General features: G+C 71.3%; 23 protein-coding genes and 1 tRNA gene. 4 read left to right on the top strand and 20 right to left on the bottom strand.

Going from position 1 to position 24,747, the window contains the following annotated elements; genetic code table 11:
• Positions 1-28: 28 nt before the first annotated feature.
• From J1M46_RS11635 to J1M46_RS11610, 6 genes are read right to left on the bottom strand one after another with little or no spacing between them, the layout of a single operon-like run.
• Positions 29-1,780: a protein kinase domain-containing protein gene (locus tag J1M46_RS11635; protein WP_206447948.1), complete on the bottom strand. Its 1,752-nt coding sequence runs from the start codon at positions 1,778-1,780 to the stop codon at positions 29-31.
• Complete coding sequence (locus tag J1M46_RS11630; protein WP_206447947.1) at positions 1,777-3,234, bottom strand: peptidoglycan D,D-transpeptidase FtsI family protein; 1,458 nt, start codon at positions 3,232-3,234, stop codon at positions 1,777-1,779. Before J1M46_RS11630 ends, J1M46_RS11635 begins: the two co-directional genes overlap by 4 nt.
• A gap of 23 nt (positions 3,235-3,257) precedes the next feature.
• On the bottom strand, positions 3,258-4,622 hold the full coding sequence (locus tag J1M46_RS11625) for an FtsW/RodA/SpoVE family cell cycle protein (protein ID WP_206448709.1): 1,365 nt from the start codon (positions 4,620-4,622) through the stop codon (positions 3,258-3,260).
• Positions 4,623-4,678: 56 nt separating this feature from the next.
• Complete coding sequence (locus tag J1M46_RS11620) at positions 4,679-5,920, bottom strand: PP2C family protein-serine/threonine phosphatase (RefSeq protein ID WP_206447946.1); 1,242 nt, start codon at positions 5,918-5,920, stop codon at positions 4,679-4,681.
• 2 nt (positions 5,921-5,922) lie between these two features.
• A complete protein-coding gene (locus J1M46_RS11615; RefSeq protein ID WP_206447945.1) occupies positions 5,923-6,465 on the bottom strand; it encodes an FHA domain-containing protein FhaB/FipA in 543 nt (180 codons plus the stop codon).
• Positions 6,462-7,139: an FhaA domain-containing protein gene (locus tag J1M46_RS11610; protein WP_206447944.1), complete on the bottom strand. Its 678-nt coding sequence runs from the start codon at positions 7,137-7,139 to the stop codon at positions 6,462-6,464. Before J1M46_RS11610 ends, J1M46_RS11615 begins: the two co-directional genes overlap by 4 nt.
• Positions 7,140-7,234: 95 nt before the next feature.
• Between J1M46_RS11610 and J1M46_RS11605 the strand changes: the two genes are divergently transcribed.
• Positions 7,235-7,318, top strand: a tRNA-Leu gene (locus J1M46_RS11605).
• A gap of 158 nt (positions 7,319-7,476) precedes the next feature.
• On the opposite strand, the gene J1M46_RS11600 is transcribed toward J1M46_RS11605, so the two are convergent.
• Entirely contained in the window at positions 7,477-8,613 is a 1,137-nt protein-coding gene (locus tag J1M46_RS11600) for a hypothetical protein (RefSeq protein ID WP_206447943.1), read from the bottom strand.
• Positions 8,610-8,975, bottom strand: coding sequence for a PadR family transcriptional regulator (locus tag J1M46_RS11595; RefSeq protein ID WP_206447942.1), 366 nt, complete (start codon positions 8,973-8,975; stop codon positions 8,610-8,612). Before J1M46_RS11595 ends, J1M46_RS11600 begins: the two co-directional genes overlap by 4 nt.
• Before the next feature lie 119 nt (positions 8,976-9,094).
• On the opposite strand from J1M46_RS11595, the gene J1M46_RS11590 reads away from it, so the two are divergent.
• The 3 genes from J1M46_RS11590 to J1M46_RS11580 are packed head-to-tail and all read left to right on the top strand — an operon-like array spanning position 9,095 to position 13,129.
• The gene (locus tag J1M46_RS11590) at positions 9,095-11,194 is read left to right on the top strand and encodes an MMPL family transporter (protein WP_206447941.1); all 2,100 of its coding nucleotides are present in this window, start codon (positions 9,095-9,097) and stop codon (positions 11,192-11,194) included.
• Positions 11,160-12,512, top strand: a complete 1,353-nt coding sequence (locus tag J1M46_RS11585) for a sensor histidine kinase (protein ID WP_241249106.1) — start codon at positions 11,160-11,162, stop codon at positions 12,510-12,512. Before J1M46_RS11590 ends, J1M46_RS11585 begins: the two co-directional genes overlap by 35 nt.
• Complete coding sequence (locus tag J1M46_RS11580) at positions 12,509-13,129, top strand: response regulator (RefSeq protein WP_206447940.1); 621 nt, start codon at positions 12,509-12,511, stop codon at positions 13,127-13,129. The genes J1M46_RS11585 and J1M46_RS11580 overlap by 4 nt, the downstream gene beginning before the upstream one ends.
• 115 nt (positions 13,130-13,244) lie before the next feature.
• Here the strand turns inward: J1M46_RS11580 and J1M46_RS11575 are convergent, their stop codons facing one another.
• The 12 genes from J1M46_RS11575 to J1M46_RS11520 all read right to left on the bottom strand — a co-directional run bounded on the left by J1M46_RS11575 (position 13,245) and on the right by J1M46_RS11520 (position 24,662).
• A complete protein-coding gene (locus J1M46_RS11575; protein WP_206447939.1) occupies positions 13,245-14,732 on the bottom strand; it encodes an MFS transporter in 1,488 nt (495 codons plus the stop codon).
• A gap of 39 nt (positions 14,733-14,771) precedes the next feature.
• Entirely contained in the window at positions 14,772-16,073 is a 1,302-nt protein-coding gene (locus tag J1M46_RS11570; RefSeq protein WP_206447938.1) for a M20 family metallopeptidase, read from the bottom strand.
• A gap of 2 nt (positions 16,074-16,075) precedes the next feature.
• A complete protein-coding gene (locus J1M46_RS11565; protein WP_206447937.1) occupies positions 16,076-17,248 on the bottom strand; it encodes a M24 family metallopeptidase in 1,173 nt (390 codons plus the stop codon).
• 114 nt (positions 17,249-17,362) lie between these two features.
• On the bottom strand, positions 17,363-17,977 hold the full coding sequence (locus tag J1M46_RS11560; protein ID WP_206447936.1) for a protein-L-isoaspartate O-methyltransferase family protein: 615 nt from the start codon (positions 17,975-17,977) through the stop codon (positions 17,363-17,365).
• A gap of 91 nt (positions 17,978-18,068) precedes the next feature.
• Complete coding sequence (locus tag J1M46_RS11555) at positions 18,069-18,899, bottom strand: hypothetical protein (RefSeq protein WP_206447935.1); 831 nt, start codon at positions 18,897-18,899, stop codon at positions 18,069-18,071.
• Positions 18,896-19,591 (bottom strand): ABC transporter ATP-binding protein, encoded by a 696-nt coding sequence (locus tag J1M46_RS11550; protein WP_342384368.1) that lies wholly within the window; start codon positions 19,589-19,591, stop codon positions 18,896-18,898. The genes J1M46_RS11555 and J1M46_RS11550 overlap by 4 nt, the downstream gene beginning before the upstream one ends.
• Positions 19,592-19,595: 4 nt before the next feature.
• A complete protein-coding gene (locus tag J1M46_RS11545; protein ID WP_206447933.1) occupies positions 19,596-19,994 on the bottom strand; it encodes a GntR family transcriptional regulator in 399 nt (132 codons plus the stop codon).
• Between the two features lie 318 nt (positions 19,995-20,312).
• Entirely contained in the window at positions 20,313-21,062 is a 750-nt protein-coding gene (locus J1M46_RS11540; protein WP_206447932.1) for a DUF3159 domain-containing protein, read from the bottom strand.
• On the bottom strand, positions 21,059-21,679 hold the full coding sequence (locus J1M46_RS11535) for a biliverdin-producing heme oxygenase (RefSeq protein ID WP_206447931.1): 621 nt from the start codon (positions 21,677-21,679) through the stop codon (positions 21,059-21,061). Before J1M46_RS11535 ends, J1M46_RS11540 begins: the two co-directional genes overlap by 4 nt.
• Before the next feature lie 53 nt (positions 21,680-21,732).
• Positions 21,733-22,020, bottom strand: a complete 288-nt coding sequence (locus J1M46_RS11530; protein ID WP_206447930.1) for a DUF2470 domain-containing protein — start codon at positions 22,018-22,020, stop codon at positions 21,733-21,735.
• The gene (locus J1M46_RS11525; protein ID WP_206447929.1) at positions 22,020-23,198 is read right to left on the bottom strand and encodes an AAA family ATPase; all 1,179 of its coding nucleotides are present in this window, start codon (positions 23,196-23,198) and stop codon (positions 22,020-22,022) included. The genes J1M46_RS11530 and J1M46_RS11525 overlap by 1 nt, the downstream gene beginning before the upstream one ends.
• 96 nt (positions 23,199-23,294) lie before the next feature.
• Positions 23,295-24,662, bottom strand: a complete 1,368-nt coding sequence (locus J1M46_RS11520) for a glucose-6-phosphate dehydrogenase (protein ID WP_206447928.1) — start codon at positions 24,660-24,662, stop codon at positions 23,295-23,297.
• Between the last annotated feature and the right edge of the window lie 85 nt (positions 24,663-24,747).

The raw sequence follows: 24,747 nt of genomic DNA, 5'->3' as shown, positions 1-24,747 counted from the left end.
ATCGGTCGATTCTACGTCACGCGCCGAGTCAGGGCCCCTCGGGGGGCACGACGGGCAGCGTCGCCTCAGGCAGCGTGGGCGTGGGCTCCGGCGTCGGCTCCGGCGTGGGCTCGGGCTCGGGCTCCACGACCGTGAGTGTGAGCACGGGCGATGCACCGCTGGTGAGCGTCTGACCGCCCTCGATGGCGCAGTCGTAGGTGTAGGCGAAGTCGTTCTCACCGACCGGCATCTGCGTGATGTTGAGCTGCGCACCCCCGGTGGGCTCGACCTGCTCCGAGCCGTCTGCCCAGTTGATGGTCACGTCGTAGCCGTCGAGCGCGTAGCCCGCCGGGCACGTGGCCGCGTCCCACTCGATGACGTAGGCGGTGCCGGGCTCGAGCGCGTCCGGGTCGCCGCCACCCTGCAACCGGGCCGCGGTCGTCGGGTCCTCGATCGCAGCGACGGGGGCATGGATGGTGCCGGTCACGGTCGAGCCCTCCGGCACCGAGCCGGTCGGGGCGACGGCGTAGATCGTCGCCACGTCGTCGGGGTTCGTCGCGGGGTCTCCCGTGGTCACCTCGGGCACCAGTCCGAGCGCTTCGACGGCGTCCCGGAACTCGGCCTCGGTCATGCCGATGAAGGCCGACTCGACGACGACCACCTCGGCCGGCCCGGTGGGCACCTGCGAGGTGTCGGAGGCCTGCGGCGGCGCCTGCTGCTGGTTGAGCAGCATCAGGACGATCGCGACGCCCGCCGCCACCAGCAGCACGGCCAGGATCACGACCGGCCAGATCCACGGATTCGTGCGGCGGCGCTCACGGGTGCGGGCCGTCGCGGTCGTTGCTGCGGCGACCGGCAGCGCCGCGGTCGCCGGGCTGGACTGCGTCGTGATGACGCGCGTGGCCGCCTGGGTCGGCGAGTCGATCGTCGCGAACGAGTCGGTCGAGGCGATGCCGGGCACGATCGCTGCGGCGCCGGCGATGTCGCCGCGGCGCAGCATGGTGGCGGCGCGCGAGAGGTGCGCGGCCGAGGTGGGCCGGTCGGCCGGCGTCTTCGCGATGCACGAGAGCACCAGGTTGCGCACCGGCTCGGGCACCGAGCCGGGCAGGTCCGGCGGCGCGTCGTTGATGTGCGCCATGGCGATGGCCACCTGCGACTCGCCTGTGAACGGCCGGCGGCCGGCGAGCGCCTCGTAGGCGACGATGCCGAGCGAATAGATGTCGGTCGACGGCGCAGCCTGCTGGCCGGAGGCCTGCTCGGGCGAGAGGTACTGCACCGTGCCCATCACCTGACCGGTCGCGGTCAGTGGCACCTGGTCGGCGATGCGGGCGATGCCGAAGTCGGTGATCTTCACCCGTCCCTCGGGCGTGATGAGCAGGTTGCCGGGCTTGATGTCGCGGTGGACGAGGCCCGCCTGGTGGGCGGCATGCAGCGCGGCAGAGGTCTGCGCGACGATGTCGAGCACCTTGTCGGCAGAGAGCGTGCGGTCGCGGTCGAGGATGGCGCTGAGCGGCTCGCCGGGCACGAGCTCCATCACGAGGAAGGCGCTGCCCTCCTCCTCGCCGTAGTCGAACACGTTCGCGATGCCCTCGTGGTTGACGAGCGCGGCGTGCCGGGCCTCGGCGCGGAAGCGCTCGAGGAACCCCGGATCGCCCATGTACTCGTCCTTGAGGATCTTGAGCGCGACGGTCCGACCGATGACTTGGTCGGTCGCCTGCCAGACCTCGCCCATGCCGCCGATGGCGATCCGGCTGGTCAGCTGGTATCGCCCACCGAAGGTGAGTCCGCTGGATGGTCTCATGAGTTCAGCACCGCCTCGATCACTGCTCTCCCGATTGGCGCGGCGATCACGTTTGAAGTGTCACCGACGATGTTCTCATCTGGTACGACCACAACGGCGACTGCCACGCTCTGATCGTCCAGTTCTCCGTACCCCGTGAACCACAGGTTGAACGGCGCGTCCGTCGCGGCGTCGTTCTCTGCGGTGCCCGTCTTGCCGCCCACCCTGACGCCCGGGATCTGAGCGTTGGTGGCCAGTCCTTCTTCGACGCCGAGCTCCATCGCCGCGCGCATCGTCGCGGCGACGTCGGCGGAGACGGGGTTGCCCAGGATGGTGGGCTCCGGGTCGGTGATGACGTCGAGGTTCGGCGCAAGCACGCGGTCCACCATGTTGGGCCGCATCATCGTGCCGTCGTTCGCGATCGCCGCCGTCGTCATGGCGATCTGCAGCGGCGTGACGCGCACGTCGAACTGCCCGAACGACGAGAGCATCGTCTGCGCGTCGTCCATGTCGGCGGGATAGGTGCTGGGGGTGACGCGCAGCGGGATCTCCAGCTGCTCGCCGTAGCCGAATGCCGCTGCCTGCTGCGCGATCGCATCCTGCCCGAGCTCCAGTCCGAGCTGCGCGAAGGGGATGTTGCAGGAGAGGATGAACGCCGTCTCGAGCGTCACCGTCTCGTCCGGCCCGCAGGTCTCCCGCGAGGCGTTGCGGATCATCCTCGACGACTGCGGCAGCTGCAGCTCCGCAGGGTTGTCGAACTCCGAGTCGAGCGTGTAGCGGCCGGACTCCAGTGCCGCCGACAGCACCAGCACCTTGAACACCGAGCCGGGGAAGTAGAGATCGCCCTCGATGGTGCGGTTGAACAGCGGGTCGTCGGGGTCGTTCAGCAGCTGGTCGTAGATCTCGGTGACGGCCGCGGTGCTGTGGCTCGCGAAGGGGTTGGGGTCGTACGTGGGACTCGAGTACATCGCGAGCACGTCGCCCGTGTCGGGATCGAGCGCGACGACCGCGCCCTCCCGGTCGCCCAGCGCATCCGCCGCCGCCTGCTGCGCCTGCGCGTCGATCGTGAGCTCGACCGATGAGCCGGCGGGGCTCTCGCCCGTGAGGGTCGCGAGCATCTGGTCGAAGAACTGGCTGTTGGCGGTGCCCGTCAGCTCCTCGTTCATGGCGTCCTCGACGCCGCGGCTGCCCTGGCCGAGCGAGTTGTAACCGGTGACGTGCGCGTAGAGCGGCCCCATCGGGTACTCGCGCTGCCACTCGAACTCGTCGTTCGACGGGGTCGAGAGGGCCACCTGCACGCCGTCGACGACGATCGAGCCGCGCTCGACGGCGAACGAGTCGTACAGGGTGCGGGTGTTGCGGGGGTCGGCCTGCAGCGCATCGGCCTGCACGGCCTGGATCATCGTCGACGAGCCGAACAGCCCGACAAACATGATCAGCAGCAGCGTGCTCACGCGCCGGATGGGCCGGCGCATGCTCTGCTCCCTCGAGGCGTCGGTCATACGATCCCCCTTCCGCGCACCGAATCGCTCAACCGCAGCAGCAGCGCGACGATGAGCCAGTTGGCCAGCAGCGACGATCCACCGGCGGCCAGGAACGGCGTCGTCAGGCCGGTCAGCGGGATGAGCCGGGTGACGCCGCCGACGACGATGAACACCTGCAGCCCGATGACGAACGCGAGCCCCACGCCCAGCAGCTTGGTGAAGTCATCCGGGCCCTGGAAGCCGATGCGGATGCCGCGCGAGACCAGGATCAGGTAGAGGCCGAGGATCGCGAAGATGCCGGCGAGGCCGAGCTCCTCGCCCAGCGAGGGGATGATGTAGTCGCTGTTGGCGTAGGGCGTGATGTCTGGCCTGCCGAGGCCCAGCCCGGTGCCCAGCAGCCCGCCCTGCCCCATGCCGAACACACCCTGCACGATCTGGAACGAGCCGCCCTGCGCCTCGTAGACGCTCTGGTCGAAGGCGTGGATCCAGGCGTCGATGCGGCGCTGCACGTAGCCGAGCGAGAGGTAGGCGGCGACGCCGCCGAGCGCGACCAGGCCGACGCCGATGACCATCCACGAGCGGCGCCCGGTGGCGACGTAGATCATCACCAGGAACAGGCCGAAGTAGAGGGCCGAGGTGCCGAGGTCGCGCTGGAAGACGAGCACCAGCATGCACATCGCCCAGACCACCAGGATCGGCCCGAGGTCGCGCAGTCGCGGGAAGCGCACGCCGAGCACCTTCCTGCCCACCACCGAGAGCGAGTCGCGCGCGGTCATCAGGTAGCCCGCGAAGAAGATCGCCAGCGCGATCTTGGCCAGCTCGCCGGGCTGGAAGGAGAACGGGCCGATGCCGATCCAGACCGTCGCGCCGTTGATGGTGCGCCCGATGCCGGGCATCAGCGGCAGGATCAGCAGCAGGAAGGCGATCGCCATCGCCAGGTACCGGAAGCGGGCGAGCACGCGGTGGTTCCGCACCACGATGATCGCGACGATCGCGATGATCAGGGCGACGCCCGTCCAGGCGATCTGCCGCATCGAGGCGGCGTCCCAGCCGGTCAGGCCCTCAGCGATGTCGATGCGGTAGATCATCGCGATGCCGAGCCCGTTGAGCACGGTCGCGACGGGCAGGATGATCGCGTCTGCCTCACGCGCGACCACGCGCAGGGCGACGTGCAGCGCGAGCGTGAGCACGCCGAGGCCCGCGGCGAGCTGCAGCGGGAAGAGGTCGACGGTCTGCAGCGCGCCGAGCTGCACGAGCACCATGGCGCCGCCGGCGATGACCCAGGCGACGATGAGCAGGAACAGCTCGAGGTTGCGCAGCTTCGCGGGGTTGCGGATGCGTACCTTGATGGCCTCGGTCACGTCGCGCAGCTGCACGATGCCGGTCTGGAGCGCGTTGCTGGGAGCGGCCTGGTCGCGCGGTGCCGACTGGTGCGTCACGGTGACGGCTCCAATCGCTCGACGATGGCCTGCGCGGCGGCCAGCGAGCCGGCCGACATGGTCTGCTCGACGTTGCGCTGGTTGAACGGCGTGAGGTCGTCGATCGCGATGTCGGTCTCCTCCACCTGGGTGGCGAGCACGATCGGGCCGATCTGCTGCTGGATGCCCTGGTAGATCGCGACATTGCCGGCGTCGTTGACGCCCACGAAGTACCGATCCTGAGTCCAGTTGTAGAACACCGCCGAGAGCACGACGATGCCGATGATCGCCAGGCTCGCCCCGATGCCCCAGGTGATGCGGCGCGTGCGGCGCATGCGGCGCTGCTCGGCGAGCAGCTCCTGCAGGAACTCCTCGCTCTCGGGCTCGAAGTGCTCGAACGCCGGCTGCATGCGCGACTGGCGCGGGTGCAGCAGCAGCTGGCCGAGGCTCACCGAGGTGCGCTCGGGCTCGACCGCCTCGTAGCTGATGGGCGCGGCGGCGGAGCCGACGGTGGTGGGCTCGATCGATGACGAGCGCCGCTCGTCGATGTCGCAGATCACGACGGTGACGTTGTCGGGGGCGCCGCGCGAGAGCGACTCGTTGACCAGCCGCTGCACGGTGGAGGGCGTGTCGAGCCCCTGGGCGAGGATGGCGCGGATGCGATCCTCGTCCACGTAGCTCGAGAGCCCGTCGGAGCAGACCAGCCAGCGGTCGCCGGGCAGCGTCTGCTCGATCAGGATGTCGATCTCGGGGTTGGTCTCGACGTTGCCGAGCACGCGCATGACCACGTTGCGCCGCGGGTGGTGCTCGGCCTCCTCGCGGGTGATGCGGCCGGCGTCGACCAGCTTCTGCACGAAGGTGTGGTCGGTGGAGATCTGCTCGAGCGCGCCGACCCGGTAGCGGTAGATGCGGCTGTCACCGATGTGCGCGATGCCCATCTGGTCGCCGACCCGGATGATGCCGGAGCCGGTGGTGCCCATGCCCGTCAGCTCCGGGTGCTCGAGCATCGCCTGCTGCAGCGCGTCGTTGCCCTCGCGCAGCGCCGCGGCGAGCGCCTCGGCGGCCGCCTGCGGCGTCTCGTACTCGCGGTCGGCCTCGCGGGCCCTGCGGGTGACGATGGCGCTCGCGACGTCGCCGCCCGCGTGCCCGCCCATCCCGTCAGCCACGAAGCACAGCGTCGCTCCCGCGTAGCCGGAGTCCTGGTTCTCCGTGCGGATCCGGCCGACGTGGCTGATCGCGGCCGCGAGCGGTGTGCTCAAGCTCAGCGCCTCAGCTCGAACGTGGTGGTGCCGATGCGCACGGCGGAGCCGACCCGCACGGGCGTCGACTCGCTGATGCGCGCGCCCTCGACGAAGGTGCCGTTGGTGGAGCCGAGGTCCTGCACGACCCACTGGTCGCGCCAGCGCACGATCTTGGCGTGCTGGTTCGAGGTGTAGTCGTCCTTGATCTGCAGCCCGCTGCCCGAGGAGCGGCCGACCGTGAGGCCGGTCTGCGGCAGGTCGAGCTCGAGGCCCGACCGCGGCCCGGAGGTGATCACGATGCGGGTCGCGTCACCCGATCGAGCGGATGCGTTGCCCGCGCTCGCCCGCTCGGTCACGGTGGTCGGTGCGTCGGCTGAGTCGGACGGGGCGGTGGGCGCCGCGCCGCTCTCGCGGGACCTGGCGCTCTGCACCGCCACCCGTTGCAGCGGCGTGAGCTTCGGGCCGAACAGGTCGCTGCGCAGCGAGTACAGGACGATGAAGATGAACAGCCACAGGAGCGCGAGGAAGCCGATCCTGATGACGATGAGGGTCAGGTCGCTCACGCTTGCTCCTTCGACTGTGCCAGCACGCGGTAGACGATGCGTGTGGCACCGATGTCGATGATCGAGTCGGGCTCGAGCAGCGCGCTCCCCAGCGCCCTGCCGTTGAGCGTGGTGCCGTTGGTGGAGCCGAGGTCGCTCACCTGGGCGCGGGTGCCGTCCCAGACGATCTCGGCGTGCTTTCGGGAGGCGCCGGCGTCGTCGACGGTGATGTCGGCTTCCGAGCCGCGCCCGATGACGGTGCTGCCCTTGCGCAGCCGATAGCGCTTGCCCTTGATGTCGACGACGGCCGTCCACACGACCTCACCGGCGGCCGAGTCGGAGGAGATGTCGAGCATCCCCGTCGTCATGCCCTCGTCGGGCTCGAGACCGAGATCGATGGGGCCGGGGAACGAGTAGCCCGATTGGCGCGCGTGCGTCTGCAGCGTGCCGGTGAGCTCGTCGAGCAGTGAGTCGCCGAGGCGGCGCAGGCGCTCGAAGTCGGCGGGTGCGAGGCGCACGGTGAGCCGGTTCGGCACCAGGATGCGGTCGCGCGAGACGACGCTGGCCTGGGTGTCGAGCTCGCGCTTGAGCGCGCTGGCGATCTCGACCGGCTCGACGCCGGATCGGAACGTCTTCGCGAAGGCGCCGTTGACGGCCTTCTCAAGGCCGCGCTCGATCGAATCGAGGAATCCCATTGTGCGTGCTCACCTCCCATCAGCCGCCGTTAGCGTACCCGGCGAGGCTAGGAACCTGATATTCTCGTTGAGTTGCCCGCTGCACGGCGGGCTTCGCGCGAGTGGCGGAATTGGCAGACGCGCTGGCTTCAGGTGCCAGTGTTCGCAAGAACGTGGGGGTTCAAGTCCCCCCTCGCGCACGATCGGCCCCGGGCTCCACCCCGGGGCCGTTCCTCATCTCCGGCCGCGCCGCGCGCACGCTCGAGCGACCTGCTCGCCGAGCCGGCCCGCCTCGCGGGCGACCGTCACGAGCAGAGGAAGCATTCGCGATCCGTCGCGAGACGAGGACAGAACGTCCTCATCCGGTGACGCGTCCTCTGCTCGGGACATCGAGCTCGACGTGCCAAGGCCCGGGTGGCAGGGGCACGGACGCGGGCGGCAGCGCGGCGAGGCGGGGGAGTCCCCGGTAGACGAGCTCCATGAGCGCCCCGGCTACCAGCGGCAAGATGACGTAGACCGGGGTGGAAGTCGTGACAGGCAAGCCGAGGGTGAGCGCGGTCGCGTGGAAGAACGCGACGAAGGCTGCGAGCAGGGAGCCGGAAGAAACCCAGCCGAGGATGCCGCGCTCAGAGCGCGCCCAGCGCCCCGCGACGAACAGGCACAGGACGATCGGCACGAGCATGAGCGCCGCGAGCTGCGCACCAGCGGCGAGCGGAGAGCTCGGGCCGCCCGATGCGCCCACGGCCGCCCACGCCGCGTCGAGCGGCATGGCTGCGGCCCAGCGCTGGGGCACGAGGGCCGTGGCGTCGAGGACGGCGAGGGCGATCGTCAGCACCCCCACGGCACCACCTGCCAGAACGAGCCTGTACCGGGAGCCTGGGCGCACATGGTGGCGCAGCACGGGCTTCGGCGGCTTCCGGGCGTCGGCGAGGATCGAGGAGGCTGCCAAACAGGCTCCGGCGCCCCACGAGAGCATCCACCACTGGTCGACGCGGTTGAGTGCGAGTAGTGCAGCGGCGAGCGCGAGCACGATGCCGAGGCCCCACAGCAGAGCAGCGAACCGGATCGCGCCGCCGATGACGGTCCATGCGAGGTGCAGCTGCACGACGATGAACACCGAGTGGATGAGCGCCGTGAGAGCCAGCAGGACACCGACGACGGTGGGCGCGCCGACGCCTACGCCCATGCCACTGCCGGCTCCGGCACCGGTCACAAACATGATGACGAGCTGCGTCATCGCGATCGTCCCGTGCGTGCCTGCCGAGTCGATGCGCAACCGCGCCTGAAGGATCGCGTGCGCCGTGCTCGGTGCCTGCATCCGGTCAGCGGTGATTGCGGTGCGCACGGCACCCCAGGCGACATCGCGCGGGTGCACACCCACCTCGGCGGCGTGCGCGAGGTCGTGCAGCCACTCCTCGCGGTAGCGGTCGCGGATCGCCCAGGGAAGCGACGCGGCGGCCAGCTCGACGACGCCCTGCGTCAGGCGGCCCTTCACGACGCACCGCCCAGTGCCGGTCGCGGGCGAGCGCCGAGGGCGGGCTTCGCCCGGCCGGCGGTCTTGGACCGCGCGGCCGCGGCCCGCTCGTGGGCGTGCCGCAGCGCATCCGTCGCCGTCTCGCGGGCATCGGGCGTCAGGCGGTAGAGGCGACGGCGGGCTCCGGGGCGCACGCCGTCGGCCTCCCACTCGCTCACCACCCACTCATGCGACTCGAGCCGCTCGAGGATGGGATAGACCGAGCCCGTGGGCCGGCCGGTCGCGCCGGCGATGGCCAGGCCCCAGGTGGGCGCGTCGCGCTCGAGCAGCTGCGCGAGCACGTCGAGCGTCGCGGGAGTCATGCGGGAGAGCGGTCGCGGCATGCGCTCACACTACATATATAGAGATAGCGGCGCCAGGGCCGCGCCTCCATCGAACGGTTGAGACGGGAAGCAACCGTGCTCACGATGCCACGGATGCGCGAAGTCGGTGGGATGGATGCATGACTTCCGCTCGTGGGCGCGTGCCCCTCTCTGACCGCTTGACCTCCCGCCGCGGAGCGTGGGTGAGCCTCGGCCTGGTGCTGGTCGGCTTCGCCCTGCTCTTCGGTCTCTTCGGCCGCGCCGAGCTGCCCGCCGGCAGCGACACCGCACCGGCCGACTCCGAGTCGGCCCAGGTGGCCGAGCTGCTCGAGCGGTTCCCGGACGCCGACCAGCAGTCGGTGCTCGTGGTCGCCTCGCGCGACGACGCCGGGGCGCTGACGGCCGGCGATCAGGCGGCACTGACGGCGCTCCTGCCGGTGCTGGACGACGAGACCGGCGCCGACGCATCCGGCCCCCTGGTGAGCGATGACGGCCGGGCCGCGCTGCTGGTCACGCCGATCACGGTGGGGGAGAGCAACGGCGAGACCGCCGGGGTCGTCTCGGGGCTGCGCGAGGCGCTCGCGGCGAACGCGATCGACGGGCTGCAGCTGCAGGTGACCGGCGGCCCGGCCTTCGGCGCCGATGTCGCGTCGTCGTTCGAAGGTGCCGACTTCACGCTGCTGATCGTGACGATCCTGATCGTCGCCGTGCTGCTGATCGTGACGTACCGCTCGCCGATCCTCTGGCTCATCCCGCTCGCGGTCGTCGCCTTCGCCGACCAGCTCGCCGGCAAGGCCACCGCGGCGCTCGGCGCGGCGCTCGGGCTGCAGTTCGACGCCGGCATCATCAGCGTGCTGGTCTTCGGCGCCGGCACCAACTACGCGCTGCTGCTCATCTCGCGCTACCGCGAGGAGCTGCTGCGCACCGACGACCACCGCCTGGCGCTCAGCACCGCCTGGCGGCACACCGCGCCCGCCATCCTGGCCTCGAACGTGACCGTCGTGCTGGCGCTGCTGACCCTCGTGCTCGCCGTCATCCCCGGCACCCGCGGCCTCGGGCTCTCCTCCGCACTCGGGCTGCTGATCGCGCTCGCCGCCGTGCTGCTCGCGCTGCCGCCGGTGCTGGCGCTGCTCGGCCGCCGCGTCTTCTGGCCGTTCGTGCCGCGCCCCGGCTCCGGCGCGACGCACGGCCGCGCCTGGCGGGCGATCGCCGCCCGCGTGATGCGCCGGCCGGCGCTCAGCCTGGCGGCCGGCCTCGCCGTGCTGGCAGTGATGGCCGGGGGTCTGTTCGGCACCTCGATCGGGCTCGACCAGCTCGAGCGGTTCCGGGTGCAGTCCGAGTCGGCGGCCGGTCTCGAGACCCTCGCGCGGCACTTCCCCGCCGGCGAGGCGCAGCCGAGCTTCATCGTGGCGGATGCGGACCACGCGGAGGCCGTGGTCGCCGCGGTCGCGCCGCTCGAGGGCGTCGTGCGCGCGCACCCGGTCGCCGAGACCGCCGACGGCACGCTCGCGAAGATCATGGTGACGGGGGAGCACGCGCCCGGCACCGAGGAGTCGCTCGCGCTCACCGAGCAGCTGCGCACGGCCGCGCACGAGGTGCGGGGGGCGGATGCGCTGGTCGGAGGCGCGGTCGCGACCGACCTGGATGCGCGCGCCGGCAACCTGCAGGATCTGCTGCTGATCGCTCCGCTGGTGCTGGCGGTGAGCTTCCTCGTGCTGCTGGTGCTGCTGCGCTCGCTCGTCGCGCCCGTGGTGCTGCTGCTGGTCAACGTGGCCAGCGCGCTCGCGGCGATCGGCGCGGGCTCGTGGCTCAGCCGGGTGCTGTTCGACCAGCCCGCGCTCGATCTGCAGGTGCCGCTGCTGGCGTTCCTGTTCCTGGTCGCGCTCGGCATCGACTACACGATCTTCCTCGTGCACCGCGCTCGCGCCGAGGCGCGCACGCACGACACGCGGCAGGGGATGGTGCGGGCGGTCGCCTCGACCGGCGGCGTCATCACCAGCGCTGGCATCGTGCTGGCGGCGGTGTTCGCGGCGCTGGGCGTGCTGCCGCTCGTGACGCTCGGCCAGCTCGGCCTCATCGTGGGGCTCGGCGTGGTGGTCGACACGCTGATCGTGCGCACCGTGATCGTGCCGGCGATCTTCGGCATCCTGGGCGATCGCATCTGGTGGCCGGGCAGGAATCGGGCAGACAGCGGAGAATCGAACCATGAGCTTCGTGCACCTGCCGCTGTCGCGGCCTGAGGGGGAGGGGTCGGCAATCGCCGGCCCCGCCCGCATCGGCGCCGCAGGGATCGGCGCCCCAGGGAACGGCGCCGCAGCGGTCGGCTCCGTCGCCCGCGCGATGGCGATCGGTCAGCATGTGATGGCCGCCGCGCTGACCACGATCGGCGTCATCCGAGCGATCGGCGACGGCACGCCGGCCGCGGCCGCCATCGTGGCGGGGCTGGCGATCCTCGCCTGGCACACCGCCGGCGCCCTCCTGATCGGCAGGACCCGCTCCAGGCGCGGCGTCACCTGGTGGCTGCTCGGCTTCGTCGTCGTCTGGGTCGCGGCCGCCGCCGTCTCGGCCGAGTTCGTCTGGGTGGCCTTCCTGCTGTGGCTGCTGGCCGGGCACCTGCTGCCGGGCGCCTGGGCGATCGTGTTCTCGGCCGCGGTGTTCGCGGTGGTCGTGCTCGCCCCGCTGCTCCACCACGGCGGCACCAGCTATGCCAACGTCTTCGGCCCGCTGATCGGCGGCGTCTTCGCGCTCGGCATCTCGCGCGGCTACCTCGAGCTGCTGCGCGAGGCCGCCGCGCGCGAGCGGCTGGTCGACTCGCTCGCCCGGGCGCAGCGCGAGACCGCCGACCTGCAGGACGAGCTGGCGCTCGCCCAGCGGCACTCGGGGGCGATCGCCGAGCGCACCCGGCTCTCGCGCGACATCCACGACACCGTCGCGCAGTCGCTCGCCTCCATCCACCTGCTCGCGCACGCCGAGCACGGGCGCACCGCCGACCCCTCCGCCACCCGCACGCTGCAGCAGGTCGAGACGCTCGCGAGCGAGAGCCTCGGCGACGTGCGCCGCATCGTGGCCGCGCTGGCCCCGGCAGAGCTCGACGACGCGCTCGCGGCAGCCATCGGGCGCATGCTCGAGCGGCTCGGCGAGGAGGCCGGCATCGCCACCGAGCTGCACGTCGACGGTTCGCTGCCGCTGCTGCCGACACCGGTCGAGGTGGCGCTCCTGCGCACGGCGCAGTCGGCGCTCGCGAACGTGCGCCAGCATGCCGCGGCATCGCGCGTGGTCGTGAGCCTCATCGACGCGGGCGACGCCGTGCGGCTCGACATCATCGACGACGGACAGGGCATGGATGCGCGTGCCTGGGAGGCCAGCGGCTCCGGCTCGTCGAGCTACGGTCTGCGCTTCATGCGCGCCCGGCTGCGCGAGCTCGGCGGCGGCCTCGACATCGAGAGCGCGCCCGGCGACGGCATGGCGCTCTCCGCCCACCTGCCGCTGCACCTCGCCGAGCGCGCGGATCCCGAGACGGCCACCACCGCGACCACCCCCACCCAGGAGCGGCCATGACCATCGACATCCTGCTCGTCGACGACCACCCCGTCGTCCGCAGCGGCCTGCGCGCCGTGCTGGAGGCATCCGAGGGCCTCAGCGTCGTCGGCGAGGCCGCCACCGGCGAGGAGGCCGTGGTGCTGGCGGAGCACCTGCGGCCCGCGGTCGTGCTGTGCGACCTGCGGCTGGGCGCCGGCATGGACGGCATCGCCACCACGGCGGCCCTGCGCGCGCTCGCGCCGGCGCCCGCGGTGCTGATCCTCACCACCTTCGACCGCGACGCCGAGATCCTCGGCGCCATCGAGGCCGGTGCCGCCGGCTACCTGCTCAAGGACGTCGCGCCCGCCGCCATCATCGATGCGATCCAGCGCGCGGCGCGCGGCGACACCGTGCTCGGGCCGGACCTCGCCGCCCGGGTGATCCAGGGCATCCGCAACCCGCTGCCGAGGCTGACCGAGCGCGAGCACGACGTGCTGCGGCTGCTCGCCACCGGCGCCGGCAACCGCGAGATGGCCAAGTCGCTGTTGGTCAGCGAGGCGACCGTCAAGAGCCACCTCGTGCACATCTTCTCGAAGCTCGACGTCGACAGCCGTTCGCGCGCCGTACACGTCGCCCGCCAACGGGGTCTCCTCTGAGCGGTCTGCTCTGAGCGGCCCGCTCTGAGCTGCCTGCTCTGCGCGGGCCCCGTCGCGCGAAACGGCGGGGATGCCCCGAAGGGATCCCCGCCGCGTCGCGCGGGACCGCGCTCGATCAGTCGATCGTGCGGTTCGGCCCCGTGCCGTTGGCGCGCGCCTGCACCGCCTCGAGCTCGTTGTTCGGGTCGTGCACCTTGCCGATCAGGTCCTGGCCGATGGCGACCCGGTCGAGGTCGTCCTCGCCCGGCACGACGTCGCCGCGCAGGCTGCGGCCCGCCGTCTCGTTGAACGTCCAGATCGCGATCAGGCCGATGATGCCCGCGACGGTCATGTAGAAGCCGGGCACCAGCGTCGAGCCGGTGCTGTCGATGAGCGCCTCGTTGATGAGGCCGGCCGGGCCGCCCAGCAGCGAGGTCGCGACGTTGTAGCCGAGCGCGAAGCCCGCGTAGCGGACGGTGGTCGGGAACAGCGCTGGCAGGGTCGCCGAGATGTTGCACAGCAGCATCACCAGGAAGATGCCGAAGATCGACAGGCCCAGGATCTGCAGCGCGATCACCCCGGTGTCGAGCAGCATGATCGCCGGGATCGAGAACAGCGTGAACCCGGCCGCCGCGGTCAGCAGCACCGGGCGCCTGCCGATGCGGTCGGTGAGCGCGCCCAGCGGGATGATGACGACCATCATCACCAGCTGCACGGCGACCAGCATCATGCCCGCCTGCGTCGCATCCATGTCGAGGGATGTGTTGAGGTAGGTGGGCATGTAGGTCAGCACCAGGTAGAAGCCGGTGTTGATGAGCACGGTGATGCCCATGATCTTCAGCAGCTGCTTCGGCTGCTGCGTCACGAGGTCGCGCAGCGTCTGCCAGGCGCTCGTGCGGGTGTCCTGCTCCTGCGCCTCCTTGAAGGTGTCGGAGTCGTGCAGGTTCTTGCGCATCAGCAGCGCGACGATGCCGAGCGGCAGGGTGAGCAGGAACGGCAGCCGCCACCAGCCGGCCTCCATGCCGTCGGAGCCGACGATGAACTCGAGCGCCGTCACCAGGATCGCCGCCATCGAGAAGCCCAGCAGCGTGCCGAACTCGAGGAACGAGCCCCAGAAGCCGCGCCGGTCGTCGGGCGCGTGCTCGGCCATGTAGACCGCCGCGCCGGCGTACTCGCCACCGGCCGAGAAGCCCTGGATGATGCGCAGCAGGAACAGCAGCGCGGGCGAGAGCCAGCCCACCATGTCCCAGGTCGGCAGGATGCCGATGCAGGCGGTCGAGATCGAGATCAGCAGGATCGTGAAGACGAGCACCTTCTGGCGCCCGATCCGGTCGCCGAGGGGCCCGAGGATCGCACCGCCGATGGGGCGGATGAGGAACGAGATCGCGAAGCCGAACAGCGCCCACAGCACCGAGTTCTCGGAGCCGCCGAAGATCTGGTTCGACAGGTGCACCGTGAGGTAGCCATAGATGCCGTAGTCGAACCACTCGATGGCGTTGCCCGCCATCGCGCCCATGACCGACTTCTTCACGGTCGTGCGCTGGAGCGCCGAGAGATCGTTCTCACGGGTGATGGGGGGCGGCTCGTGCGCTGGTCGCGCCCCTGCTGCTGGTTGCTCGGTCATGGCCGTGTCCCTTCTGGTTTGGTGCCTGGGGGTCGTGCTTCAGGATCGTGCTTCAGGTCGTGCGTCGGGTCGTGCTCGGGGGTTGCTGGTGGTGGTGTGGAGATCTACAAGCATGCGAGTGTACGCGCGTGCGGCTGTCGCGAGGTCGGCGATGGCGACGCGCTCGTCGGGCTGATGGGCCTGCGAGGTGATGTCGCCCGGGCCCAGGATGATGGTCGGGCAGCCGTGGTGGCGGGCGATGAAGCCGCCCTCGCAGGCGGCCGTCCACGCCTCCATCGGCGCCTCGGCGCCCTCCGCGGTGAGGGCCGTCACGGCGGCCTGCACGAGCGAATGCGTCGGGTCGGTCTCGAACCCCGGCATCTCCATCTGCAGCCTGGCGTGCGCGGTGCAGCCGGGGATGCCGGGCAGGCCGGCGATGCCCGCCTCGAGCTGCGCGAGCGCCTGCTCGCCCGTCTCGTCAGGCATCAGCCGCCGGTCGACCAGCAGCGTGCAGCGATCCGGCACGATGGAGGTGCCGTGGCCGCCCTCGATGCGGCCGACGCTCCAGGTGGCGGAGCCGAGCAGCCCGCCGGCGCCGGCGCGCATCCGGTCGTGATCCTCGGCGATCCAGCTGGCGATGCGCGCCGCGGTGGTGATGGCGCTCGCGCCGTCCTCGGGCCGGCCGGCGTGCGCGGCGCGGCCGGTGACCTCGACCAGCAGGTTGGCGGCGCCGCGGCAGGCGATCACGACCGCCAGGTCGGTGGGCTCGGCGACGATGCACGCGAGGTAGCGGCCGAGCGGCGCTGCGCCCTCGGTCGACGCGATGTGCGCCTGGATGCCGGTCGCGAGATCCTCCTCGTCGACGGTGACCAGCAGTTCGAGCGGCAGCTGCGGCAGCACCTGGTGCACGGCGCCCATCGCCTGCAGCGCGGCGGCGATGCCGCCCTTCATGTCGGTGGCGCCGCGGCCGGTCAGCCAGCCGTCGGCGACCCGCGGGCTGAACGGGTTCGCCGTCCATCCCTCGCCGGCGGGCACCACGTCGCTGTGGCCGAGCATGAGCACCGCCGGTCGCTGAGCGGTCGCATCGGGGCCGAAGCGGATCGACAGGTTGGGGCGATCGGGCGCCACCGTCGTGCGCTCGGTGCGGCCGCCCAGGCGCGAGGCGATCGACTCCAGCACCCGCACGGTGTGCAGCTCGGTGCCGCCGGGGTTCTCGCTCGCCGCCAGGATGAGCGATGAGGCGTCGGCGACGATGGTCGCATCCTCCACCAGCGCGAGTGCTCGCTCGACGGCGATCGCGGCATCGCCTGCGGCGTCGGGCGCAGTGCCGGCGCGCCCGACGGGAGTGGACCCATCCGTCATCTTCACTCCTTCACGATGAGCTCGCGCGGCGCGGAGGTGAGCACCTCGGCGCCCGCCTCGGTGACCGCCACCGATTCGCTGATCTCGCAGCCGTAGCCCGACATCCACATGCCGGCGATCACGTGCAGACACATGCCCGCCTCGATGATGTTCTGGTCGTCGCCGCGGATCGAGACGGTGCGCTCGCCCCAATCGGGCGGGTAGCCGATGCCGATCGAGTAGCCGAGCCGTGAGGCCTTCTCGACGCCCTCCTTGGCGATGTGCGACTGCCACAGCCCGTGCACCTCGGCGACGGTGCGGCCGGGCCGCAGTCCGTCGAGCACGAGCTGCAGGCCCTCCGCGGCGACCTCGGCGATGCGCTGCAGCCGCGGCTCCGGGCGGCCGAGCGACAGGGTGCGGGCGAGCGGCGCGTGGTAGCGGCGGTGGGCGCCGGCCAGCTCGATCGAGACGGTCTCGCGCGCGTCGAGGCGGCGGGCGCTGAAGGTCATGTGCGGCGTGTCGGCGGCCGCGCCGGCGGGCAGCATCGGCACGATCGCCGGGTAGTCGCCCTCCGCGCCCTCGACGCCGGTGGCCTGCGCGAACTGGATGGCGGCGGCGATGTCGTTGAGCCGCGCGCCGTCGGCGACGGCGTCGATGCCCGCGCGCATGGCGGCGGAGGCGACCTTGCCTGCGGCGCGCATGAGGTCGAGCTCGTAGGGGCTCTTGACCAGCCGCACCCAGTTGACGAGGTCGTGCGCGTCGACCAGCTGCCACTCGGGCATGCCGCGCTGCAGCGCCAGGAACGAGCGCACCGACAGGAAGTGCGCCTCGCCCTCGTAGCCGACCCGGCCGCGCTTGCCGAAGCCGCGGGCGCGCAGCTGCTCGCAGGCCCAGTCGAAGGGGTGCACGTTGCGCTGGTGGACGAGCGACTCGGGGTAGCCGAGGATGCGCTCGGCGGGCATGGTGTCGGCGGTGCGGTGGGCGCCGCCGGCATCCATCTCGCGCATGATGAGGAACGTCTCCCCGTGCAGCGGCACGAACAGCAGCTGCGGCATGTAGAACGACCAGGCGTCGTAGCCGGTGAGGTAGTGCAGGTTCGCCGGATCGACGATCACGAGGCCGTCGAGTCCGTTGCGGATCATGCGCGCGCGGGTGCGCGCGAGCCGTGCCTCGAACTCCTCGGCGGTCGCGGGCATCCGGTCTCCTCACATCCGTTCGCACACCCTACGACAGCGGCCTGCCGCGAGCCGCTCGGCGAGCGGGCGCGCACGACGCGTCGGGGCTCGGGAAGAGCGGCGCGGGCGGCAGCCTCACTCCCGCAGCGGCACGAAGGCGTAGCCGATCCCGTCGGTGCGTGTGCGCGCTCGGCCGTCGCGCACCTCGACCACCTGCATGGCCCCGGCGACCGGCGCCACCATGCGCCCGCCCTCGGCCAGCTGCGCCACGAGGGCGTCGGGCGTGCGCCCGAAGTCGGCGGAGACCAGGATGCGATCCCACGGGCCCTCCTCCGGCAGGCCCAGCACGCCGGGGACGGCGGGGCGGATGCGCGCGGCGGCGGCGCCGGTCGGTGCGGTGCCGTGGGTGGCGGCGGCATGCACCGCCAGGTTGGCGTTGCCCCGCTCGACCAGCTGCGGCACGAGCTCGACACCCACCGCGTCGGCGCCGAGCTCGGCGAGGATCGCGGTGGTCCAGCCGGAGCCCGCGCCCACGTCGAGCACCCGCTGCCCCGCTCGCACGTCGAGCAGCTCGAGCATGCGCGCGACGGTGGAGGGCTGGGAGTTGGTGGCGTCCCAGCCGATGCCGATCGGCCGATCGACGTCGGCCAGCTGGCGCACGCTGGCGGGCAGGAAGGTGCGGCGGTCGGCGGCGCGCATGGCCGCGCGCACCCGCTCGACCGTCTCCGGTGCGACCGGCAGCTCCCTCATGCGAGGGAGGCTACTCGCGTCGCGGCGTCGCCGCTGGACCTGATCTTCGTGCCGGCGGAACCCAGCGCCGGGGCCCGTCCCGGGCCCCGGGCTACGCCAGCGCCACCTTGTGGTTCCACGAATAGGCCGTCCGCCAGATCAGCAGCGGCACCATCACGATGATCGCCGGCACGAAGCCGATGGGCATCAGCTGCAGCTCGCTCTGGTCGGCGAGCATGGCGCCCAGCAGGTCTGCCGGCACGAAGCCGAAGTCGCCGGTCGCGGTCACGCCGAGCCCGAACGGGATCGCGAGGATGCCGACGAGCATGACGACCTGCGCGATCGCGTAGAGGCCGAACCAGACCAGCACCGGCCCACCCCAGCTGAGCCGCTGCAGCCAGCGCTCCGAGCCGAGCGAGGCCGCCGCGTCGTACATCACGGTGTTGAAGCCGTAGAGCAGCAGCAGCGTCGCCGGCACGCCGAGGGCGACCAGCCACGGGGCTGCCGCGTACGCCGCGCGCAGCACCTCGCCGATCTGCTCGAGCAGCGCGCCCGGCGCCATGCCGAACATGGTCTGCGCCGAGGCGACCATCACCACGAGCCAGAGCGCGAGCGTGGCGAGCACGCCGAGCACCACCACGATGCCGGTCCAGGCGAGCTTCGCCCCGTAGATGCGCGAGCCGCGGATCGGCAGGGACTGCGTGAAGTAGCCGACGCGGCCGTAGCCGCTGCGCCAGTAGTCGATGGCGAGCGCGAGCTGCATCGCCGGCAGCAGCCCGAAGGCTCCGATGGCGCCGAGCACCAGGCCGAACTGCGACAGCACCGGCCAGCCGGTGACGGCCAGCGCCGCGCCGACGGCGGCGAGGCCGAGCCCGGCGCCCGCGATGGTGAGGAGGAACCCGCGCGTGCGGATCGCCTCGTGCTTGAGCAGGGTGCCGATCATCGGTAGACCTCCCGGAAGAGCTGGTCGATGGATGTGCCGTGCTCGGCGCGCAGGTCGTCGACCTGCCCGGCGAGCACCACACGGCCGCGCCGCATGAGGACGACGCCGTCGAGGATGGGCTCGAGGTCGTGGATCAGGTGGGTGGAGATGAGCAGCAGCGAATCCTCGGAGAGGCCTCGCAGCATCCCCTGCAGGATGACGTCGCGCGCCGCCGGGTCGACGCCCGAGATCGGCTCGTCGAGCAGGTAGACGCGCGCCCGCCGCGCCATGGCGAGCGCGATCTGCACCTTCTCGCGCATGCCCTTCGACATCTCCCGCAGCCGCATCCGCTCCTCGAGCCCGAAGAAGCCGATCAGCTCGCGCGCCTTGGCGGCGTCGAAGTCGGCGAAGAAGTCGCCGTACAGCCGCAGGCAGGCGGCCACCGTGGCACCGTCGGGCAGGAAGCTGACGTCGGGCAGGAAGGACACGAGTGCCTTCGATGCCGTGCCGGGCTCGTGGCCGGCGATGCTGACCTCGCCCTCGTACTCGGCGAGCACGCCGGCGAGCACCTTCAGCAGCGTGGTCTTGCCGCAGCCGTTCTCGCCCAGCAGGCCGATCACCTGGCCGTAGGGGAGTGTCAGGTCGAGCCCGTCGATGGCCCGCAGGGAGCCGTACGACTTGCCGAGCCCGTGGATCTCGATCGCGTTGGTCACGCTGTCATCCCCTCGCTTCGTCGCGGGCGGGTTCGCTGTGGCGGTCATGGTCGTCCCATCTCTCTGCCAGGAGGGTCTGCGCGTCGGCCAGGCTGAGGCCGACGCCGCGGGCGCGGCTGGTGAACTGCGCCGCCGCGTCGGCAGCGAGCTGCCGCCGGAGAGCGCTGATGCGGGTGCCGTCGTCGGTGACGAAGCGGCCGCTGGTGCGTTCGGAGCGCACCAGCTCGTCGCGCTCGAGCTCGCCGAACGCGCGCTGCACGGTGTTGGGATTGACCTGCAGCTCTGCAGCAAGCTCGCGCACCGCGGGGATGCGCGTGCCGGGCTGCCACACGCCGGCGACGATGCGCCGCGAGAACTCGCCGACCAGCTGGTGCCAGATCGGCTGCGTGCTGTCGAACGCCATCGCCGCCCTCGTCTGTGTTGCTGTACTAAGTGATTAGTACAATAGGACAAGAGCGCGGGGTGCGCAAGCACCTCGGCACGGAGGGGCCCAGGGCGCGCACAAGCGGCACCCCGCCGTGCGCAGCACAGCGCGCCGAGGCGGGACAGGGCAGAGAAGAAGCGATGCGGACTGGCTCAGTGGCGCTTGCTCATATGCAAGAACTGGTGAAGGCGCCTGGTCGGTCCGCATCGCTTGCTTGCCCGGAACTGTACGCCGGGCCCGACGCATCCGCAACGGTCATGAGGCGCCCTGTGGAGAACCTGCGCGGGCAGCGCGGGTTCACTCGGCCAGCGCCACCTGCGGCTTGCGGATGCCCGGGTGCGACTTCGGGATGGCCGCGAACAGCACCCAGCCGGAGACGGCGATGCAGGCGATGATGAGCGGATAGGTGAGCGCCGCGCGCATGATCGCCAGCCAGGTGGTCTCGTCGAGCCACCACAGCACGGTGAAGACGACCACGCGGATGACGTACTGCAGCACCCAGATCCAGGAGGCGCGCTGGTAGGCGCGCAGCAGCACGGGATCCTTGTGCCAGCGCACCTTCGTGCCGATCAGGCCGCCGACGATGAGCCCGAGGAACGGCCAGCCGATCACGATCGACACCGTCCAGGCGAGCGCGCTCGCGGCGTTGGAGAGCAGCTGGATGAGGAAGAAGTTGCGCGCCTCGCCCGTGTAGTAGGCGATCATCGCCGCGATCACGGTCATGAGCATGCCGATGAACACCGCGCGCGGCTTGCGGCGCTGCACCAGCGCGACGACGAGCGTGGCGGCGCTCGCGGCCAGCGACCAGAGCACTGCGGTGAGCAGCTCGCCGCCGCTCACGAGCCAAGCGATCAGGAAGACGACAGGCGGCACGCTGCCCTCGATGGCAGCCTTGCCGCCGCCGAGCAGCCGGGCCAGGGACTCTTCGCGCGTGGGGTCGCCGTCGGCGTCGTAGCGGCCGTCGACGAATGCGGCGGGCGCGAGGCCCTCGGTCTCGTCGTCGTGGTGGCTCGGCACTGCGCCGATGTGCGCTGCGCCCACGGTCATGCCACCATCGCCGCCTCGTCGGCGAGCGAGGCGTGCACGGCGTGCGCTGCGGCGTAGGCGTGCGCCGCCTCGTCGAGCAGCGCGCGCTCGTCGACGGCCACGAGCCCTGCGGCGTCGAGCGTCGCCCGGTACTGCTGCTTGAAGGCGTCGAGGTCGTCGATCGCGAAGCGGTAGAAGCTCGTGGTGGCCTCGCCGAAGTGCCGCGAGAGCGCTCGCCCGATGTGCTGGCCGCCGGAGAGGTCGCCGAGGTAGCGCGTGTAGTGGTGCGCCGCGAGCCGCACGGGGTCGGCGGCGAGGCCGGCGAGGTGCCGGGCGTACGCGGCGGTGGCCGGGGTCGGATCGGCGCGCCCGCCGAGGGCGGCGAGATCTGCCTCGATGGCCGCGACGCGCTCGAGCGCCGGGTCGTGCAGGCTCGCGGCCAGCCCGCTGCCGCTCGCGGCGACGGCCGCCTCGAGCGCGCGGTAGATGACCAGGTGCTGCGAGGCCAGGCGCGCGTAGTCGGCGACGGTGCGCTCGCCGCGCAGCAGTCCCTTCACGAACGCGTCGCCCGCTGCGGACTGATGCGCCGACCAGGTCGCAGCGCGGAGCCGTGCGGCGAGGTCGGAGGTCTGAGGCATGAAGTAAGGCTATCCTTACCCGCTCGCGCCGCGCCAGCGGATGCGAGGGATCGTCAATCGCCGTTCGCTCGCGGCATGAGCATCACGACGGCCCGGCGGATGTCGGTGCGCTCGACGATGGGCATCGGCCACGGCACGATGACGCGCTCGGTGACCAGCTCGGGACCCTCGGGCACCTCGACGTCGAAGGCCAACCCATCCGCCCCCAGGGTCATGAGGGTGGCGGATGCGGCGTGGGGCCGGGCGTGCTCGCGCACCATGGCGAGCTGGTCATCGCCGTGGTCGTCGTTCATGTGGTGCACGACGGCCTCGATCACGTCGTCGGTGAACTGGAAGGCCATCACCTGAGTCCGGCATCGAGGTCCGGCTCGTGCTCGGGGAACGTCGACCGAGCAGTCGGGTTCAGCGTGTTCGCGACGGAGTGTTCGCGCAAGTAGTCGCGCAGATATGGCAATGCGAACCGCACGACGCCACGTTCGGGTGCTTCGATCAGACCCGCGTCGAGGAGTCGCTGGCGGTAGACCGAGGCATAGCCGATCGACACGCCCATGCGCTTCGCAATCGCGTTCGTGCGCGACGGTCCGGCATCGTTCGCCATCGCTGCAAGATACGTGCGGTCGGTCGCCGAGAGCGATTTCATCGAAGGTGCGTGCACGTGCTGTCCCATCGTGCGGTGTGCGCGCCTGGATGCCTGCTCGACGTCGGCCATCGTGATCGAGTCGGTGCGGGGCGTCGCGCTCCATGCCGCCGAGCCAATCGCCTGGACCAGGAAAGGATAGCCCCGTGAGGCCAGCGCCGCATACTCGAGTGCATCCGAGTCGATGGAGCGACCGGCAACGACGATCGGATCGTGGAGTGCGGCCCGCGACTCATCGATGGTGAGCGAGTCGAGATCGATCCGTGTCGCGCGGCGCAGGAACGTCGTGCCCTTGTCCTGGAGCACGCCGTTAATGTTGTCGGGCAGGCCGGCGCCGACGAAGGCGATGTCGCGGTCCTCGCGCTGGAGGTGCTGGAGCGCGACGGTGATCGGTGTGATCTCAGGCAACGCGTGGGCATGCAGTTCGTCGAGCGTGAGCAGCACGCCTATGCCGAGATCGGCCGCGAGCTCGCAGAGCAGCGTCAGCTGGTCGCGCAAGTCCTGCGATGGCAGGTGCCGCTCGCTGATCTGAGTCGTCAGCGAACCCACGGCGGCGATCCCGCCGGCTGTGACGTCACGTCGCTGAGACTGTGGGTCGTGTTCGCGCAGCAGTCGTGGCAGGGCGGTCGCGGTGAGACGCTCGACGAGGCCAGTGTGTGCGGTCTCGGACAGCACAAGCCATCCGTTCTCGTGAGCGGCGTCCTCGATAGCGTTGAGCAGCACGGTCTTGCCAATGCCGCGCAGTCCCTGAAGGATGCTCATGCGTGCTGGGGTCCATTCGCCTGAGCGGAACATCTCCCCGAACTGCGACACCAGCGGATCACGCCCGGCCAACAGCGGGGGAGTCTTGCCGAACGACGGCTTGAACGGATTCTCTGACACGCCACTCCTTTCGTGTCTTTAGATACTAGCGCCCCTTTAGAGTCTTTAGACTTTTAGAGAAGGTGTTGCTTTGGAGTCTTTAGAACGGCCGCGCAATCAACTCGTGCGCCAGTCGGCGGGGCCGGAGGACCCGGCCGGGTACTCGTCGAGCGGCACCTCGCCCGCCGCCCAGGCGGCCAGCACGGGCTCGACGATGCGCCAGCACTCCTCGGCAGCGTCCCCGCGCACGGCGAGCCGCGGGTCGCCGTCGAGGATGGAGGCCAGCACCTCGCCGTAGGGCTCGAGCTGCCCGCCGCCGAGCTCGCCCCGCAGCACGGTCTGCTCGAAGGTGAAGGGGTCGCCCCTGCCGTTCGTGGTCAGGTGCAGCTCGAAGCCGTCGGGCCGGAAGTCGATCACGAGCCGGTCGCCGCTGTCGCGGCCGCCGAAGCCCTCCGGGATGTGGGCCGGCGGCGTGAAGTGCACGATCGCCTGCTTGCGGATGGCACCCATCGCCTTGCCCGATCGCAGCACGAACGGCACGCCCGCCCAGCGGTGGTTGGCGATCTCGACCTGCACCTGCGCGAGCGTCTCGGTGTCGCGCTCGGGCTGCACGCCCTGCTCGGCGACGTAGTCGGGCACCCCGCGGCCGGCGATCGATCCCGCGGTGTAGCGGCCGCGGCGGGTGTCCTTCGCCGGGTCGATCACGCGGGCCGAGCGCAGCACCGCGCCGATGGCGTCACGCAGGTCGCGCTCGTGGATCGAGCGGATCGGGTCCATCGCGATCATCGCCATGATCTGCAGCAGGTGCGACTGGATCATGTCGCGCAGCGCGCCGGCGGTGTCGTAGTAGCCGCGCCCCTCGAGCGTGACCGTCTCGTCGTAGAAGATCTCGACCCGCTCGATCGAGTCGCGATCCCACACCGGCTGCAGCAGCCGATTGGCGAAGCGCAGCCCGATGAGGTTGAGCACCGTGTAGAGGCCCAGGAAGTGGTCGATGCGGAAGACCTGCTCCTCCGGGACGATGCGCGTGACCAGCGCGTTGAGCTCGCGGGCGCTCTCGAGGCTGTCGCCGAAGGGCTTCTCGAGCGCGAGGATCGTGCCCTCGGGTGCCCCCACCTCGGCCAGCGCGGTGCACACGCGTGCGGTCACGGACGGCGGCAGCGCGAAGTAGATCACCAGCCGGTCGCAGGCGATCGAGCCGATGAGCGCGCGCAGGGTGTCGCCGTCGGTCGCGTCGCCGGCGACGTAGCGGGTGGTGCGCAGCAGCTCCTTGCCGGCAGCGCCCTCCGGGTCGCCGGCTGCCATCGCGGTCTCGACGCGCGAGCGCCACTCGGCGTCGCCGAGCTCGCGCAGGTCGGCGCCGACGATCTCGACGCGTCGGTCCGGCTCTGCCGCCAGCAGCGTCGCGATGCCCGGCAGCAGCAGCCTGCTGGTCAGGTCGCCGGAAGCGCCGATGATGAGCAGGGTCGTGGAGGGGGCTGCCATGCTGTCGATACTCGCACCCCTGCCCGGCCCGTGGCACCCCCGGTGCCGCGTGGACGCATCCGCCCCTCACCATCGGAGGATCGCA

This window comes from Agrococcus sp. KRD186 (assembly GCF_017168255.1).
Taxonomy (GTDB): Bacteria; Actinomycetota; Actinomycetes; order Actinomycetales; family Microbacteriaceae; genus Agrococcus.
This window is presented reverse-complemented; position numbering and strand designations above follow the sequence as displayed.